Origin of the sequence: Dactylosporangium vinaceum, from assembly GCF_019904175.1 — a bacterium.
In the GTDB taxonomy this organism is placed as follows: domain Bacteria; phylum Actinomycetota; class Actinomycetes; order Mycobacteriales; family Micromonosporaceae; genus Dactylosporangium; species Dactylosporangium vinaceum.
Window position 1 is genome coordinate 3,680,646 of the sequence record NZ_CP061913.1, and the last position, 14,680, is coordinate 3,695,325.

Sequence of the window (14,680 nt, forward strand, 5' to 3'; positions counted from 1 at the left end):
GGTGGTGTGACGGCGCGACGGGCGCGGCTGCTCGACGCGGCCATCGAGGTCATCGGGGCGGGCGGCATCCGGGCGCTGACCCACCGGGCGGTCGACGCCGCCGCCGGGCTGCCGCCCGGCTCCGCGTCCAACCTGTTCCGCACCCGCGACACCCTGATCGAGGGCGTGGTCGAGCGCTTCGCCGAGCGCGAGCGGGCCAACTGGGAGCGCCTCGCGGCCGGCGCGCAGCCCTCCAGCGCGCGGGACCTGGCCGACCTGCTCAGCCGCTTCGCGTATGTGAGCACGCACGAACAGCGCACGCTCACGCTCGCGCGGTACGCGATCCTGACCGAGGCGGCGATCCGCCCGCCGGTGCGTGCGCACCTCCTCGCCACCGGCGCGCGGGTCAACGCCTGGGCGATGGGCTGGATGCGGGCCGCCGGCTCGGCCGACCCCGGCCGCGACGCCCCGCTGATCATGAACTACTGGACCGGCCTCGTCCTGCACCAGCTCGCCATGCCCGACCCGTCGTTCGACCCCGCCGAGCGGCTGCGCGCCCTCGTCGAGGCCGTCCTCACCGCCGCGGAGGCGTCATGACCTTTCCATGGTCCACAATGGACGACCAGCGGGCCACCGTCGCCGATCTCCTGGAGTCCCTCACCCCCGAGGAGTGGGCGCGGCCGTCGTTGTGCACCGCGTGGACCGTCCGCGACGTCGCCGCGCACCTGACCATGCAGCAGCTCGGCGTGCGCGACATGCTCGTGCGCGCACCGATCGTCATGCGCGCGAAAGGCGACATGAACCGGGCGATCCACGACATGACAGTTGCCCAGGTGCGCGCGAACACCGACGCCGAACTGGTCGCGGGCATCCGGGCGTCGATCGGTTCGCGCCGCCACACGGTCGGCGTCACACGCTACGAGACCCTCACCGACATCCTCGTGCACACCCAGGACATCGCGATCCCGCTCGGCCGCACCATCGCCACCCCGCCGCAGGCCGCCGCCGTCGCCGCGACCCGGATGATGACGATGCGCTGGCCCCGGCCGTTTCCCATCAAGCAGACCCTGCGGCTGTACTGCCTGGAGGCCACCGACACCGCCTGGCGCCACGGCACCGGGCCACTGGTGCAGGGCCCGATGGGCGCGCTGCTGCTGCTCGTGTGCGGCCGCCCGGCCGCGCTCGACCGGCTCAGCGGCGACGGCCGGGCCGAGCTGGAGCGCGTGCTGCGCGCATAGGCGCGGTGCGCTGCACTGCGACAGCGGCCTCGTCTTTGCCGGCTGCCCTCGCCGCTCGGGGGCCGCGGCGCCGCCCCGGCCGCCCCACGGGAGCAGCGGCTTGTGATGGCAAACCGTCGATGTTAGCGTTCACTCGCCCGGGCGCGCGGGCAGCCCAGACAGCAGCCGTGCATGCGACCGAGCCGGGGGAGTCGTGTCCTGGTCCTTGCGATCGGCGGCCGGACCCGGCGCGGCGGCACCGAGCGACGCGGTGGTCCAGTGCGAGAGTCTCGTGCACATCTACCAGACCGGCTCGGTCGAGGTACAGGCGCTGCAGGGACTTGACCTGGTCGTGACGGCGGGCGAGATGATCGCCGTCGTCGGTGCGTCGGGCTCGGGCAAGTCGACACTGCTGTCGATCCTCGCCGGCATCGAGACACCGACGGCGGGCCGGGCGCAGGTCGGCGAGTGGGACCTGCTGACGATGGCCCGCGCCGACCGGGTGCGCTACCGCCGGCACATGGTCGGCTTCGTGCGCCAGCAGACCGCGAGCAACCTGGTGCCGTACCTGACCGCCCGGCAGGTGATCGACCTGCCGATGACGGCCGCCGGGACCCGATCCCGCGCGCGGCGGGCCCGCTGCGACGAACTGCTCGACGCGCTCGGCGTCGCCGACTGCGCCGACCGGCGGCCCGCGCAGATGTCCGGCGGGCAGCAGCAGCGGGTCGCCATCGCGGTGGCCCTGGCCAACCGGCCGCGGCTGCTGCTGGCCGATGAGCCGACCGGCGAGCTGGACAGCACCACCGCCGCGGACGTGTTCGCGGCCATGCGGCAGGTGAATCGGCACTTCGGTGTCACCGCCGTCATCGTGACCCACGACCCGCAGGTCAGCGGGCACGTCGAGCGCACCGTGGCGATCCGCGACGGGCGCACCAGCAGCGAGGTGCTGCGCCGGGCCTCCGGCGGGACCGGGGCGGACACCCAGGTGATCGCCGAGGAGTACGCGGTCATGGACCGGGCCGGTCGGATCCAGGTGCCGCGGGAGTACCGCGAGGCGCTGGCCCTGACCCGGCGCGTCCGGCTGGCCCTGGAGCACGATCACATCACCATCCGCCCGGACGATCCGGACCCGGCGCCATGAGCGCCGCGGAGGAGCTGCTGCTGGTCCGGGCGGTCAGCCGCCGGTTCGGCCGCGGCCCGGCGATCGTGCACGCGCTGCGGGAGGTGACGTTCACCGTTGCCGCCGGCACGATGGTGGCGCTCGTCGGCCGGTCCGGCTCGGGCAAGACCACGCTGCTCAACGTCGTCGGCGGGCTCGACCGCCCGGACGGCGGCACCGTCGTCGTCGACGGCGTCGACGTGACAGGGCTGGACGACGACGGCCGGGCGCGGCTGCGGCGGGAGAAGGTCTCGTACGTGTTCCAGACGTTCGGCCTGATCCCCGAGCTCACCGCGGCCGAGAACGTCGGTGTCCCGCTGCGGCTGGCCCGCCGGCCGGCTGCGCAGCGGCAGCGCCGGGTGGAGCTGCTCCTCGACCTCGTCGGCCTGGCCGGGCACGCCCGGCAGCTGCCCGGTGAGCTGTCCGGCGGCCAGCAGCAGCGGGTCGCCATCGCCCGGGCGCTCGCGGGCTCGCCCCGGCTGCTCATCGCCGACGAGCCGACCGGGCAGCTCGACGCGGAGACCGGCCGGTCGGTGATGGCACTGCTGCGCGGGGTGGTGGAGTCCGAGGGCGTCACGGCGCTCGTGGCCACCCACGATCCGGTCATGATCGCGCTGGCCGACCGCGTCCTGCGCATCAGCGACGGCCGGGTCGACGAGCCGGTCGCCGGGGCGGCTGCGTGCTGACGTTCGCCGCCGTGCGGGCCCGGGCGCAGTGGCGGCTGCTGGCGGCGCTGCTGGGCGTGGCGGCCGTCGGCGCGACGCTGCTGGGCGTGTGCACGCTGCTGCTGACCGACACCGGGCAGCGGGCGCTGGAGGTGGCCGCCGGCCGGGCCGAGCCAGCGGACGTCGAGGTGACCGCCTACATGGCCACCATCCGCGGCGGCGACGCCCGGGCGGTCGCCGCCGACACCCGGGCGCTGCTGACCTCGACGCTGGCGCCGGTGCCGGCCGCCACGTCCGGGCGGGCGTCGTCGGTGATGCGGACACTGCCGACGGCAATGGCCGGGCCGTCTGTCGGGCCGTCCCCCGCGCCGGCGGTGGGGTACCTCTCGGCCGTCGAGGACCTGACCGGCGGGGCCGAGCTGACCGCCGGTCGCTGGCCGCGCGGTGCGTCCGCGCCGGGTGCCGGGCCGCTGGAGGCGGTCGTGCTCGAGCCGACGGCCCGGAGCCTGGGGCTGAGCGTCGGCGACCGGGTGCCGCTCGGTGCCGAGCTGACCCGTGACGGCGACGCGCCGCTCGACGTGGTCGTCGTCGGCGTCGCCCGGCCGCGGCCCGGCGCGGGATGGGAGCGTGACCCGCTGCGCGGGGCCGGCGTCGACTTCACCTTCGACGAGGGGACGGCCAACCAGCCGTCCGGCGCCTACGGCCCGTTCCTCGTCGACTTCACGGACCTGCTCGCCAGCGGCTCGACGCTCAGCCGCATGGAGTTCACCGCCCGCCCGGACCTGTCGGGCGTGCGCTACGGCGATCTCGACGCCATCGCCCGGGCCGTGGACGGCGCCGACCGCCGCCTGGCGCGGATCCTCGCGGACCGGGCGGGCAGCGAGCGGGTCGCGTCCGGGCTGCCGTCGACGCTGGCGACCGAGCACCGGCACCAGCGGGTCACCGACGCCCTGGTCCTGGCGGTCGCGACGCTCGGCGGTGCCCTGACCGCTGTCGCGCTCGTGCTGGCCGGCCGGCTCACCGCCGACGTCCGCGCCGAGGAGCACGCACTGCTGGTGACGATGGGCATCGGCCGCCGCCGGCTGGCCCTGCTCGCCGCCGGGGAAGGCGCCGTGCTCGCGCTGCTGGCCGCGGCCGTGGCGGTGCCGGCATCCTCCGCCGGGCACGCCGCGCTCACCCGCCTGCCCACGCTCGCCGCCGCCGGGCTCGCCACGGCGCCGCGCCTCACCGGCGGTCAGGTCCTGACCGTCGCCGTCTGCGTGCTGTCGCTGGTGGTACTGCTCACGGCGCCGGCCATGCGCGATCCGCTCGGCCGGCACCGGCGCGACCGGCCCGCCGCAGCCGCCCGCTCCGGCGCCGACCTGCTCCTGGTGGTGCTGGCCGTCGCCGGGTGGTGGCAGCTGCGCACCCAGTCGGCCCAGTCGGTGCTGGACGCCGACGCGGTGCGGACGTTCGCGCCGGCCGTGCTGCTGCTCGGGGCCGGCTGGCCGGCGCTGCGGCTGGTGCGTCCGGTCCTGACCCTCCTCGACCGGCTCGCCGCGCGCTCCTCCGGGCCGGCCTGGCCGCTGGCCGTCGCCGGCGCCGCCCGCCGCCCCCCGGCCACCGCGGCCGGGCTGCTGGTCATCACGGCCTGCGCGACGGCCACGTTCGGCATCGCCCTGCACGCCACGTGGGAACGCTCGCAGCGCGACCAGGCCGACCTCGCCGTCGGCACCGACCTCAGCGTGGCCGTGGCCGGGTCCCCGGCCGCTGGGGACGGGGCGGCACTGCTCACCGCGACCGGCGGGGTGCTCAGCCCGGCGACGGACCGCAGCATCGCCGTCGGGCAGTGGCTCGGCGCCGGCGGCGACGCGACCCGGCTGGTCGCGGTGGACACGACCCGCGCCGGTGACCTGCTGCGCGGCCGGTCACCGGCCGGCCGGAGCTGGTCGGACGTCGCCGCCGGCCTGACGCCGGTGACAGGCGTGTCAGCTGTGGCGGTCCCGCCCGGCGCGGCGTACACGATCACCGGGGACGCGGGGCCGGCCGCCGCAATGGTCGTGACCCCGACGCTGCTCATCGAGGACGGCACCGGGCTGCGGAGCACCTGCACCGGCGGCCGGGTGGAGCTGGACGGGCGGGCGCATCCGCTGCCGTCCTGTACGACGGCCCGCGGCGGGCGCCTCCTCGCGGTGCTGCTGTCCGTCACCGGCGGACCGGCCGGCATCGACCCGGCCGGCACTGACCCGACCGGCGCTGACCCGCCCGAAGCTGTGCAGCTCACCGTCACCCTGGCCGTCGCTGCGGCCGGCGCCGGCGACGCGGCGTGGACGGCCGGCATCCCCAACCCGGCGGCGGGCTCACTCGTCAATGCCGCCGTCACGGTGACCGGGTCCGGCGCCCAGGCGCTGGTGCGGATGAGCATGACCGTCCCGGCCGGCGCCTCGCCGCGGCCGCGGGCGTTCGTGGCCACCGCCTTCCCCGACCCCGGCGTCGTGCCGGTCGCGATCTCCGAGGCCCTGGCGAAGGCCCTGCACGCCCGGCCCGGCACCCAGCTCGACCTGACGATCGGCGACAGCGCCGTCCCGGTGGTCGTGACCGAGGTGGTGCCGGCCGTCCCGTCGGCGCCGGGCGGCGCGGCCGTGCTCGCCGACGTGGACGCGGTATCGCGGGCCCTGGCGGTCCAGGGCGACCTGACGGCTCCGGTCGACGCGTGGTGGGTCGGCCACCCGGACCGCGCCGACGCCGCCGGCCGCGCCGCGGCGCTGCACCTGGGGGCCGTCACCACCCGCGCCGCGGAGAACACCCGGCGCACCGCCGGGCCGGTCGTCGCCGGGCTCCCTGCGGTCCTGTGGGGGCTGGTCCCGGCCGTCGCCGTCCTGCTCTTCGCCGGCATCGTCTTGCACGTGCCGTGCGACCTGCAGGCCCGGGCCCGCGACTCGGCCCGCCTGCAGGGCCTGGGCATGACCCTCGCCGCGGTGCGGGCGGTGCTGCTCGGCCGGCACGCCCTGCTGCTGGTGCCGCTCGGCCTGGCCGGCGCCGCCGCCGGCGCGGTGGCGACAGCGCTGCTCACCCCGCTGCTCGTGCGGTCCGACACCGGCGGCGCACCCGATCCGGGCGTCGTCGTGCAGTGGCCGTGGCCCGCCGAGATCCTGGCGTTCGCCGTGCTGGTCTCGGGCTGCCTGGCCGCGGCCGGGATCGTGGTCGCCGTCCGGACCCGCCGGGTTGACGCCGCCGATCTGCGGACGGCGTCATGAGGCTGCACTGGCCGAGCGTGCGCGGCCGGGCCCGGGCCGACGGCGGCGCGCTGCTGCTGGGCGCGGCGGTGGTCGCACTCGTGGCGATGCTGGCCGGGGCCGTGCCGGTGGTGCTGCGCGGCATCGCCGACGACGCGGTCGCCGACGCCGTGCGCCGGGCCGGCGACGACGCCGACGTGACGGCGACCATGCGCTGGGAGTCCGACGCCGGGCGCAGCGGCCGGTTCCGCACACCCGGGCTCGCGGACGATGTCGAGGCGTTCCGGCTGCGCGCGCAGGGGGAGCTGGGCCCCGGGCTGCGGGCCGTGCTCGCGCCGCCCGTCGCGTCCGTGATCACCCCCACACTGCGGATCGCCCGCACGGATCTGGCCCGGACCTTCCGGATGGCGTACCTGAGCGCGGGCGCCGAGCCCGGCGTGACCTGGACGGCGGGCGGCGCACCGGGGCCCACCGTCACCGGCGCCGACGACGCCGAACTGCCCGACCAGCAGGGCCGGCTCATGCACGTCGGGCTCTCCGAGGCCACCGCGGCCGCGCTGCGGGTGGGGCCGGGCGAGCGCATCCCGCTGCTCGACGAGCACGGCGCGCCGAAGGAGGTCGAGGTCAGCGGCGTCTTCCGCGCCACCGACAGCGCCGATCCGGTCTGGCGGCCGGCGCCCTGGCTGCTGGAGCCGGACCCGGGCACGGACCGGGTGCGCGCCGTGCGGCTCGGGGCCCTGCTGTCGCGCGACTCCCTGCCGGACGCCCGGCTCGCCTTCGAACCCGACGAGCTGCGACCCGCCGTCACGTTCGCGCCGCGCCCAGCGGCGTTCACGATGGCCGTCGCGCGGACCGCCGGCCCGGCCGTGGTCGCGCTCGAGGCGAAGTCTCCCTCACCGAGCTCGTTCAGCACCAAGACGACGTGGAACACGCAGCTCGACGCCGTGCTGCGCGACGTCACCGGGCAGGTCGACGCGGCCGCGGACCAGATGTCGGTCCTGCTGCTCGGGGTCATCGCCGTCGGGGTCCTGGTGCTGCTCCTCGCCGCCGAGCTGCTGGTGCGCCGGCGGGCGCCGGCGCTGGCCCTGGCCCGCCGCCGTGGCGCCGCCCTGCCGGTGCTCGGCGCCGAGCTGCTGCTGGAGTCGGCCGTGACGGCCGTCGCCGCCGCGGGCGCCGGGCTGGGCCTGGCCCGGGTGCTGGCCGGGGGTGCCGCCTGGGGGTGGGCGGTCCCCGTGGCGGTGGCCGCGGCCGCCGGGCCGCCGCTGCTCGGCGTGCGCGCCGCCGGCCACGGCACCCGCGATCGGCGAACGTCGGCCCACCCGGCCGCCCGCCGGTTCGCCGCCCGGACCCGCCAGCTGCGCCGGCTCGCGTTCGAGGGTGCCGTGCTGGCCGCGGCGGCGGCCGCGTTCGTCGCTTTCGGACAGCGCGGCGGCCCGGCCGGCGGTGGTGCGGCCCTGCCGGCCGGCGCCCCCACGCTCGGTGCGGTGGCCGCCGGTCTGCTGCTCGCCCGCCTGGTGCCGCCCGGCCTGCGCCTGCTGCTGCGCGGTGTGCTGCGGTCCCGCTTCCCGACCGCCGTGTTCGGCCTGACCCGGGCGGTCGCGGCCGCCGGCCACGGCCTGGCACTCGTGACACTGACCTGCGCGGCGGCGCTGGCGTCGAGCAGCCTCACCGTGGGCGCCACGGTCGAGGCGAGCATCCGCGACGCGGCCTGGCGGACCGTCGGCGCCGACGTCCGCGTCGAGCTGGCCGACGGCACGGCGGACGACACGGCCCGGCGGATCGCGGCCGCGCCGGGCGTGCGGCAGGTCGTCGCGGCACAGGTCACCGACGTGGTCGACGTGGCCACGGCCGACTCCTCGGTCCCGGCGCGCTTGGTCGTCGTCGACATCGGCGGGCTCGACCGGCTCCGCGCGGGCACGCCGCTGCCCGGCGTCCCGGCACCGGCCGCGCCGGCCGCGGGCGGCGTGCCGGCGCTGGTGCGCTCGGCCACCGGCCGGCTGCGGCCCGGCATGAGCCTCACCCTCACCCGGGCCGGTGCGCAGCCGGTCGCGCTCACGGCGGTCGGCGCCGCGCCCGAGGTCGGCGGCGCCGGTGACGTCGTCCTCGTCGATGCGGCCGCCCTCGCCGCGGTCGGGACGCCGGCCGTGCCGAACACCCTCTGGGTGACCGGCCCCGGCGCCCGGCAGGCGGTCACCGGGGCCGTCGCCGGGCACACCGTCGTGCGCGACGACGTCCTGGAGTCGCTGCGGGAGGCGCCGCTGGTCGCCGGCCTGCTCCGGCTCGCTACCACCTGCGCCGTGACCCTAGTCGCGCTCGGGATGCTGGGGCTGATCCTGAGCGCGGTGATGCAGGGCCCGCAGCGCCGGCAGACCCTGAGCCGGCTGCGCACCCTCGGGCTGCGCGGGCGGGACGCCCGGCGGGTCGTCGCCGGTGAGCTGCTGCCGGCGGTGGTGGTGACCGGGCTGCTCGGCCCGCTGGCCGGCGTCGTGCTGGCTGGGGTGACGATCGGTGGCCTCACGCTGCCGGTTGGCCCCGGCCCGGCCGCCGATGCGGTCCTGACGCCGCCGTGGGCGTGGCTCGGCCTGATACCGGTGGCGCTGCTGGTGGCGGTCGCAGCCGTCACGGCCGCCGAGTCGGCCCGGCCCGGCCGTGGCCGGCTGGCCGCGGCGCTGCGCGTCGGCGACGGCTGAGCGGCCCGGCTTGTGCCGGGCGGGCGGGTCCGCGCGGCGCGCCGGGGTCGCCGGGTGCCGCCGTGGTGAGGGCGGCGCCGCGGGAGCGTTACGGTCGTAGGTATGCGCCTCGTCTCGCTGCTGCCGTCGGCCACGGAGATCGTCTACGCGCTCGGGCTCGGCGACGACCTCGTCGGGGTCACGTTCGAGTGCGACGAGCCGCCGGCCGCGCGGCGGGAGAAGACGGTCGTCGTCGGCGGCCGGGACACGAAGGGCATGGCGCCGGGCGAGATCGACGCCTACGTCCGCGCGCAGTTCGCCGCGGGCGCCGACCTGTACACGCTGCACGCCGGTGCGCTGGCCGCGCTCGCCCCGGACCTGATCCTCACCCAGGACCTGTGCCGGGTCTGCGCGCTGCCGTCCGGCCACGTCGAGGACGCCCTCGAACACCTCGGCTGCCGGGCCGACGTGCTGTCCCTCGACCCGCACACCCTCGAGGACGTCCTCGGTACCGTTCGCGCGGTGGGGGAGCGGGCCGGTGTGCCGGAGCGGGCCGAGGCGCTGATCGCCGGGCTGCGGGCCCGGCTGCGCGCGGTCGCGCAGCGGGTGGCCGGGCGGCCGCGGCCGCGGGTGCTTGTCGTCGAGTGGGTCGACCCGCCGTTCTGCGCCGGGCACTGGGTGCCCGACCTCGTCGCCGCGGCCGGTGGCGAGCCCGTCGCCGCCCGGCCCGGGCAGCGTTCGGTGCCGACGGACTGGGCGGCGATGGTCGCGGCCCGGCCGGACATCGTGGTCGTCGCGCCGTGCGGCTACCACCTCGACGGCGCTGCTGAGCAGGCCGCCCTGGTGGCGCCGCGGTTCCCCGGCGCGCAGGTCTGGGCGATCGACGGCGACAGCCTGATCGTGCGCCCCGGGCCCCGGCTCGTCGACGGCGTCGAGGCCCTCGCCGAGGTCCTCCATCCGCGACACGCCACACCTGCTGGTGGCGCGCGTTCGTCGCCATCCCCGTATATGGCGTTGATCGCAGCTGGTTCGCCCGCCCATCAAGGTTGACCGGGACACGTTCCTGGTCTGGAAGCGCGAGCCCCGCGGCCACCCGGCGTCCGTCCGCGGGCACCGGGTGGCATCGCGGCGCCGCCACCGCATCCCGGGTTTTTCGCTACGCGGACGATATGCCGCGCCTCGTACCATCGGCTCCGTGCGTGATCGCGGAGGTGCGCGTGGACAGGACGGGCACCAGGCGGCGCGGGCTGAGCGTCCGGCTCCGGTTCACCCTCAGCTACGCCGGGTTCCTGATGCTCGCCGGGGTGGTCCTGCTCGGCATCGTCTGGTTCATGCTGCGCAACCCGTCCGGCGACTCACTCGTCGGCCATGACATCGGGCCCGTCCCGGGCCGGTTCCTGATCGCCCGCAAATACTTCCCGGCCGCCGGCGCGCTGCTGCTGCTCCTGCTGGTCTTCGGCCTGGCCGGCGGCTGGCTGCTGTCCGGCCGGATGCTCGCACCGCTGGCCCGCATCACCGGCGCCGCCCGGATGGCCGCCGCCGGCTCACTGTCGCACCGCATCGCCCTGGCCGGCCGCGAGGACGAGTTCCGCGAGTGCGCCGACGCCTTCGACACCATGCTCGCCCGGCTCGAGGCCCACGTCGCCGAGCAGCAACGCTTCGCCGCCAACGCCTCCCACGAACTGCGCACCCCGCTGGCCATCACCCGCACCCTGCTCGACGTCGCCCGCAACGACCCGACCCGCGACGGCGGCGAACTCGACGACCGCCTCCGCGCCGTCAACACCCGCGCCATCGAACTCACCGAGGCCCTGCTCCTGCTCAGCCGGGCCGATCAGCGCGCGTTCGCCCGCACCCCCGTCGACCTGTCCCTCATCGCCGAAGAGGCCGCCGAGACCCTCCTACCCCTGGCCGAGAAGCGCGGCATCACGATGCACACATCCGGCCGCATCACACCGGCGCTGGGCTCGCCCGCACTGCTGCTGCAGCTGACGACGAACCTCCTGCACAACGCCATCGTCCACAACATCCCCGAGCACGGGACCGTCCACATCCACACGACCACCGGCCCGCAGGCCGTCACGCTGACCGTCGAGAACACCGGCGACGCGCTCACCCCGGACCTGCTCGCAACGCTCACCGAACCGTTCCGGCGCGGCACCGACCGCATCCACACCGATCAGGCCGGCGTCGGCCTCGGCCTGGCCATCGTGAAGAGCATCGCCAACGCCCACGACGGCAGCCTGACCCTGACACCCCGCCCGGAAGGCGGCCTGCGCGTCACAGTCCGCCTCCCCAGCGCCGCCGCCCACCCCGGGCCCGGCTGAACCCGGCCCGGCCGCGTGGCGTAGCGCTGCGCTCAGACGGCCTCGGCGCGACCGTCACGGAACGCGGCAAGCACCCGCGGACGCCCATCGACGGCCGCGACGGCCACGGCTGTCGCGCCGGCCCCACCGGCCGGATGCAGCAGCACGCCCTCCGCCGCGCTGTCCGCCTCGCCCGGCGCCGGGCCGTCCGGCACGGTCCACAGCCGGACGGCGCCCGCAGTGTCACCGGTGACCACGTATCCGCGCCCGCCGGCCGTCCCCGCGGCCACACAGGCGATCTCCTCGCTCCCGGGCCGCGCCTCGCCCACGGCCGTCCCCTCCGGCAACCGCCACAGCCGCAGCGACCCGTCCGGCCCGGCCCCCGATGCCAGCACCGCCCCGCCGGGCCCCTCGAGCAGGGCGAGCGGCGTACGCATGACAGTGCCCCCGAACCCGCCGCCGAGCAGGCCGCCGCCGATCTGCCGACCCTCGGCGAAGTCCCATACCTGCAGCGCGGTCTCCTCCATGTCGTAGTCGTCGAACTCCTGGAGGTACGGGTGGTCCTCGAGCACGGCGTAGATCTCGCCACCGACCCCGAAGAAGCCGACCGCCAGCGCCCAGTCCGCCGAGTCCTTCATTACCGGCTCGAACGTGCGCAGGTCGACGGCCGTGACCCGGTTGTTGCTCGACCGCCAGATGGCCAGCGGCATGTCCTTCCACAGCCCCACACCGAGCGCCTGCGTCCAAAACCGGGTCGGGTACGGCGGCGCCACCGCCTCCAGCGTCGCGAGGTCCCACACCCGGACCGTCTCCCCACCGGCGGTGACGGCAAGCACCCGCCCGTCGACGTCGATGACCCGGACCGCCCGCACCCACTCCGCGTGGGCCTCCACCCGGGCCTCGCCAGGCGCGTCCTCGGCGGGGTCCCAGTGCCCGATCCGGCCCTGGTCGTCGCCGTACAGGGCGAGCGGCCGCCCGCCGACCTCACCCACCCCGAGAGAGGTGATCTTCATATCGAACCCGCGCTTCCGTGTCGTGTCGTCCCGGCGATTGTGGCCTATCGGGGAGCACGGTCCGAGACCTGGCTCGCTTTGCCGCTTGCCGCTGCCTCCTGACCCATCTGGAGGGCCTACGCCGTCGTGGCCGGCCTTCAGGCGTAGATCAGTGGGCTGTTCCACCGCAGCGAGTACTGGGCAGCCTGGTGGTACATCGCCACGTAGAACATGAGCGGGTCATCGATGGTCGCGTTCAGCGTCATCCGTTCGACCGGCAGATCCGCGGGCAGGGCGACCTCGACGGCGATCGGCGCGACGGCGGCGCGCAGCCGCTGGGCGCTGTACGCGATCGTCGTGTCGTCGTAGGTGCTCGCGGCCGGTAGCTCGATCAGGCCGGTGAACTCCACAGGAACGATAAGCGACGCATGGAGCAGTTCGGTGGCGTCGTGCCGCGCGCAGGCCGCAGCAAAGGCGTCCATCGGCGGGACCAGCTTCTCCTCGAAGCCCGGCTTCGTCCGCGGCGGCCCGGGGTAGGGCGGCAAGCCCCGTGCGGCGAGCGCCTCGGCGAGCAGCGGGGCGCAAGCCTCCCGTTCCCAGCTCTCGGCGCTGACGTCGACGAGGTACATGCCCACTCCGGCAGAGTACCGGCGTGCCGGCAGGCATCGGCGGCTTCGTCGCGCTCGTCCCGACCCAGCCAATGGCCCTGCAGAGCCTCAACGACTGGTTCACCGTCGACTCGGTTAGCGGCGGGCAGATCCACACCCGCTATCACCACACCACCGCCCGCCCCGGCCTGAATGGCGCCTTCTCCTGGATGTGGGGTACCTCAGCCGGCACTTCCCGCGCCATCGTCGACAACGGCACCACCGCAGTCACCGCCACCACCGAACTCGACGCCGCATCCCGCGTCGTCACCCGCTTCGGCGCACTTGTCGACGGCACCGACCAGGTCATCGACCTGACCGAGGACCGAGGCCTGCACTGCCCCCTACCCAACGCGTTCTGCCGCATCCTCACCTGGCCCGACGGCAGCATCGGCGCCGACGGCAGCCACCCTCCAGCACGCTGAACGCCCGCCCGGCCGCACTCTGCAGCCGCACAACGGCCGACATCTATGGTCGTGGATGCAGGTGATCGCTCTTCGCCGGTTACAGGTACAGTAGGAGATCGATACCGTAAGTGTGGGGCTCGGCGGGGGAGACGACTTGTTCCAGCTCATAACATGCACGCGTCGGCACCGGATTGCGGCGGGTACGGCTGGCGCGACGGTAGTCCTCGCCCTGGCAACCGGCTGCACTGATGCACCGTCGGCGGCGCCGGGCACCCCTGCCCCATCAGCCGCGACGACCTCCGCGGTCCCGGCGTCCACGCCGGCGCCGGTGAGCGCCCCGGCGACGACGGCGGGCGCCTACACCAAGCCCCCGTCGCGGAACCTCACCCGGCCGGCCGGTCTCGCGCCGGTCCCCGACTCAACCTGCTCATACGCGCAGAGCTCTATCCACATCTTCGCCGCGTCCTGGGCATCGAACCAGGTCAAATATGTCCAGCGGGGCCAGCCGGTGCCCGACGACACCTGGGCCGACACTGCCCGGCTCACCGGCGACTACCAGCAGGGCATCACCACCACCCGGTCGCGGCTCAAAGACGCACACGTCCCGGAGACCTACATCGTCTACAGCGACCTGGCCGACGCCGACGCCGCGATCACCGCAGCGATCACGGCCGCCAAGGCCAAGGACGACACCCAGGTGATGCCGATCTACACCAAGGCCCTCACCGCCGAAGACCACATCGTCGAATCGTGCTCAGCGCTGGAAGCAACCTCACGATGACGACCGGCCGCCGACTCGGGCGGTGACAGCACATAGCGCCTGGTTGGTCCAGCGCCGGACCAACCAGCAGCCGGACCGAGGTCATCGCCGGCAGCAGCAGCGAATGCGCCAGGGGATACCACCCCGCCGGCAGGACACAAGGGAGGAAACAACGGTGGGCGACGCGTACGGATGGACCGACAACGGCCGGCAAGTCTTCGACCCGCTGCGGCTGGAAAACGCTGCCAGCGAACTGCGACAGAACCTCAAACCCGCCGAACTGCGTGCCCAGCTCCTCGATGGGCTGATCCCCCGCGAAGCGTTCGGCGACATCCCCGGCGGCGCCGACGCATATCACCGTCTGCTGGGCTCCGTCCAAGGAATGATCAGTGAACTGGAAAAGGTCGGCCTCGACCTCACCGACCTCGCCAGCCGCACCGTCGCCGCGGCACAGCTGGCGCACGAGGTCGACCCGGCCACCCAGGCCGCAGCCCGCCGCGGTCACTCACGCGCCGAGTAGCAGAGGCCTCGGGGCGCACCGCCCGCTGGGCCGCCGGCTCGGGCGGTGACAACACATAGCGCCTGGTTGGTCCAGCGCCGAACCAGCCAGCAGCCGGACCGAGGCCATCACCGCAGATCGACCTGACCTGAGGTTGCTTCCGCG

The 14,680-nt window shown here is 75.6% G+C and carries 13 protein-coding genes; 11 read left to right on the forward strand and 2 right to left on the reverse strand.

Features of this window, described 5'->3' with window-relative positions; translation table 11 throughout:
- The first annotated feature begins 6 nt into the window (after positions 1-6).
- The 8 genes from Dvina_RS16495 (at position 7) to Dvina_RS16530 (ending at position 11,231) form a co-directional block, all read left to right on the forward strand.
- A complete protein-coding gene (locus Dvina_RS16495) occupies positions 7-576 on the forward strand; it encodes a TetR/AcrR family transcriptional regulator (RefSeq protein WP_223103353.1) in 570 nt (189 codons plus the stop codon).
- Positions 573-1,217, forward strand: a complete 645-nt coding sequence (locus Dvina_RS16500) for a maleylpyruvate isomerase family mycothiol-dependent enzyme (RefSeq protein WP_223103354.1) — start codon at positions 573-575, stop codon at positions 1,215-1,217. Before Dvina_RS16495 ends, Dvina_RS16500 begins: the two co-directional genes overlap by 4 nt.
- Before the next feature lie 193 nt (positions 1,218-1,410).
- Complete coding sequence (locus Dvina_RS16505) at positions 1,411-2,337, forward strand: ABC transporter ATP-binding protein (RefSeq protein WP_380028890.1); 927 nt, start codon at positions 1,411-1,413, stop codon at positions 2,335-2,337.
- Positions 2,334-3,041: an ABC transporter ATP-binding protein gene (locus tag Dvina_RS16510; RefSeq protein ID WP_223103355.1), complete on the forward strand. Its 708-nt coding sequence runs from the start codon at positions 2,334-2,336 to the stop codon at positions 3,039-3,041. Before Dvina_RS16505 ends, Dvina_RS16510 begins: the two co-directional genes overlap by 4 nt.
- Positions 3,035-6,256: a permease gene (locus tag Dvina_RS16515; RefSeq protein WP_223103356.1), complete on the forward strand. Its 3,222-nt coding sequence runs from the start codon at positions 3,035-3,037 to the stop codon at positions 6,254-6,256. The genes Dvina_RS16510 and Dvina_RS16515 overlap by 7 nt, the downstream gene beginning before the upstream one ends.
- The gene (locus Dvina_RS16520) at positions 6,253-8,925 is read left to right on the forward strand and encodes an FtsX-like permease family protein (RefSeq protein WP_223103357.1); all 2,673 of its coding nucleotides are present in this window, start codon (positions 6,253-6,255) and stop codon (positions 8,923-8,925) included. The genes Dvina_RS16515 and Dvina_RS16520 overlap by 4 nt, the downstream gene beginning before the upstream one ends.
- 102 nt (positions 8,926-9,027) lie before the next feature.
- Positions 9,028-9,954 (forward strand): ABC transporter substrate-binding protein, encoded by a 927-nt coding sequence (locus Dvina_RS16525; RefSeq protein WP_223103358.1) that lies wholly within the window; start codon positions 9,028-9,030, stop codon positions 9,952-9,954.
- 149 nt (positions 9,955-10,103) lie between these two features.
- Complete coding sequence (locus tag Dvina_RS16530) at positions 10,104-11,231, forward strand: sensor histidine kinase (RefSeq protein WP_281428387.1); 1,128 nt, start codon at positions 10,104-10,106, stop codon at positions 11,229-11,231.
- A gap of 32 nt (positions 11,232-11,263) precedes the next feature.
- On the opposite strand, the gene Dvina_RS16535 is transcribed toward Dvina_RS16530, so the two are convergent.
- Together Dvina_RS16535 and Dvina_RS16540 are read right to left on the reverse strand one after the other, a co-directional pair.
- On the reverse strand, positions 11,264-12,223 hold the full coding sequence (locus Dvina_RS16535) for a WD40 repeat domain-containing protein (protein ID WP_223103360.1): 960 nt from the start codon (positions 12,221-12,223) through the stop codon (positions 11,264-11,266).
- A gap of 137 nt (positions 12,224-12,360) precedes the next feature.
- Positions 12,361-12,837, reverse strand: a complete 477-nt coding sequence (locus Dvina_RS16540; protein ID WP_223103361.1) for a hypothetical protein — start codon at positions 12,835-12,837, stop codon at positions 12,361-12,363.
- Between the two features lie 17 nt (positions 12,838-12,854).
- Between Dvina_RS16540 and Dvina_RS16545 the strand changes: the two genes are divergently transcribed.
- The 3 genes from Dvina_RS16545 to Dvina_RS16555 all read left to right on the forward strand — a co-directional run bounded on the left by Dvina_RS16545 (position 12,855) and on the right by Dvina_RS16555 (position 14,536).
- On the forward strand, positions 12,855-13,274 hold the full coding sequence (locus tag Dvina_RS16545; RefSeq protein WP_223103362.1) for a hypothetical protein: 420 nt from the start codon (positions 12,855-12,857) through the stop codon (positions 13,272-13,274).
- A gap of 310 nt (positions 13,275-13,584) precedes the next feature.
- The gene (locus tag Dvina_RS16550; protein ID WP_223103363.1) at positions 13,585-14,037 is read left to right on the forward strand and encodes a hypothetical protein; all 453 of its coding nucleotides are present in this window, start codon (positions 13,585-13,587) and stop codon (positions 14,035-14,037) included.
- A gap of 154 nt (positions 14,038-14,191) precedes the next feature.
- Positions 14,192-14,536: a hypothetical protein gene (locus tag Dvina_RS16555; RefSeq protein WP_223103364.1), complete on the forward strand. Its 345-nt coding sequence runs from the start codon at positions 14,192-14,194 to the stop codon at positions 14,534-14,536.
- Positions 14,537-14,680 lie beyond the last annotated feature (144 nt).

Coding starts and splice junctions, on each gene's coding strand:
- Dvina_RS16500 (WP_223103354.1), top strand. CDS start 573: ATGACCTTTCCATGGTCCACAATGGACGACCAGCGGGCCACCGTCGCC.
- Dvina_RS16510 (WP_223103355.1), top strand. CDS start 2,334: ATGAGCGCCGCGGAGGAGCTGCTGCTGGTCCGGGCGGTCAGCCGCCGG.
- Dvina_RS16520 (WP_223103357.1), top strand. CDS start 6,253: ATGAGGCTGCACTGGCCGAGCGTGCGCGGCCGGGCCCGGGCCGACGGC.
- Dvina_RS16525 (WP_223103358.1), top strand. CDS start 9,028: ATGCGCCTCGTCTCGCTGCTGCCGTCGGCCACGGAGATCGTCTACGCG.
- Dvina_RS16535 (WP_223103360.1), bottom strand. CDS start 12,223: ATGAAGATCACCTCTCTCGGGGTGGGTGAGGTCGGCGGGCGGCCGCTC.